Raw genomic sequence first — 648 nt, 5'->3', positions numbered from 1 at the left:
GAGAGCAACTGAAGCTCTATATGAGTGGCAAGGGTATTCTCTCAAGGCTTCATGATTGGGCAAAGAGTATGGGTCTGGAGGGACGCAATAGGAAGGCGTTTGCGTTCTGGGCCATCGCGACGTTCGAAAAGACACGGAAAGATGATTTCGCGGCGGAAGCCTTTGAAGGCCTTATGTGGACGCAAGAAGAAGAAAGGCTGTGGCTGCGGACTGGGCGCGGTTTCATTACATTCGTCGAGAAAGACCATCAGGACCTGCTTGCAGAGCTCGAACTCGCTTTAATGGCCTGGCAACCATCTCCGTCACGACTGCTATCGGCAAAAATCAGACATGAGATCAGTTGTAACGGGGTGAGAGCAGAGGACCGCACCCTCTCGAAGGCGCGGGTCTTCGCCTATTTCTACGACTTGATACGCAACGCCGGTTCGGCAGAAGGGCGAGCGGCGCTGATCCGCGATCATCTAAACCGACAGGCAGAAGCACTCGGCACGTTAATCGAAAAGGAAATCGTCACATTTGGAGAGCGCATTCACGAAATAGATATCGCTACTGGCGACACATTCTCCAGCCACTACGGCGTCGACCTAACAGAATCTGAGGCTCTCAGATCCGCGGCCACACATTTCAACAGTTATATCTCTACTCTCC

The 648-nt window shown here is 52.8% G+C and carries 1 protein-coding gene; it reads left to right on the top strand.

Features of this window, described 5'->3' with window-relative positions; genetic code table 11:
• Positions 1 to 20: 20 nt before the first annotated feature.
• A partial coding sequence (locus RCF13_RS05390) for a hypothetical protein (RefSeq protein ID WP_308140938.1) occupies positions 21 to 648 on the top strand: 628 nt, incomplete at its 3' end.

It is taken from the genome of Stenotrophomonas maltophilia group sp. RNC7 (assembly GCF_030910085.1).
In the GTDB taxonomy this organism is placed as follows: Bacteria; Pseudomonadota; Gammaproteobacteria; order Xanthomonadales; family Xanthomonadaceae; genus Stenotrophomonas; species Stenotrophomonas sepilia.
Note: the sequence above shows the minus strand (reverse complement) of the source record. Positions and strands in the feature narration are given on the sequence as shown.